Source organism: Parendozoicomonas verongulae (genome assembly GCF_009711465.1).
In the GTDB taxonomy this organism is placed as follows: Bacteria; Pseudomonadota; Gammaproteobacteria; order Pseudomonadales; family Endozoicomonadaceae; genus Sansalvadorimonas; species Sansalvadorimonas verongulae.
The window spans coordinates 1-353 of record NZ_SMME01000445.1 but is presented as its reverse complement, the minus strand read 5'-3'; the positions used below and the strand labels follow the sequence as shown (position 1 = coordinate 353).

The 353-nt window shown below is 49.6% G+C and carries 1 protein-coding gene; it reads left to right on the top strand.

The window, feature by feature from the left end:
- Positions 1-167 precede the first annotated feature (167 nt).
- Positions 168-353 (top strand): hypothetical protein (locus E1189_RS24525; protein WP_230459900.1); only part of this gene is annotated, 186 nt, incomplete at its 3' end.

The window sequence follows — 353 nt, the reverse complement described above, 5'->3', positions numbered from 1 at the left end:
CTATGCAGAGACTGGTAACAACAAAGTTCAACCTGAAGACCATTTTCTTCCTTCCCACAAAGAGAGCAAAGAAGATAGCAACGTAGCTGGCAGCCTCTTGTGATGTTGGTGCTTAAGGCGGTGAGTCTTTTTCTGCCAGTGACACTATGGATTGTGCAAGAGCGCTTGTGTCTGGTGAGATGACTGGATTGGTTGAAAGACTTGTAGCACCCACCGTGGTCACAGACAAAGGGCTTGTTCCCTGTGTGGACGCGCTTGTGTCTTGTGAGATCACCGGATGTGGCAAACGTTTTGTTGCACCGGTCAAAGTCACAGGCAAAGGACCTGTCTCCTGTGTGGGTGCGCTTGTGTTT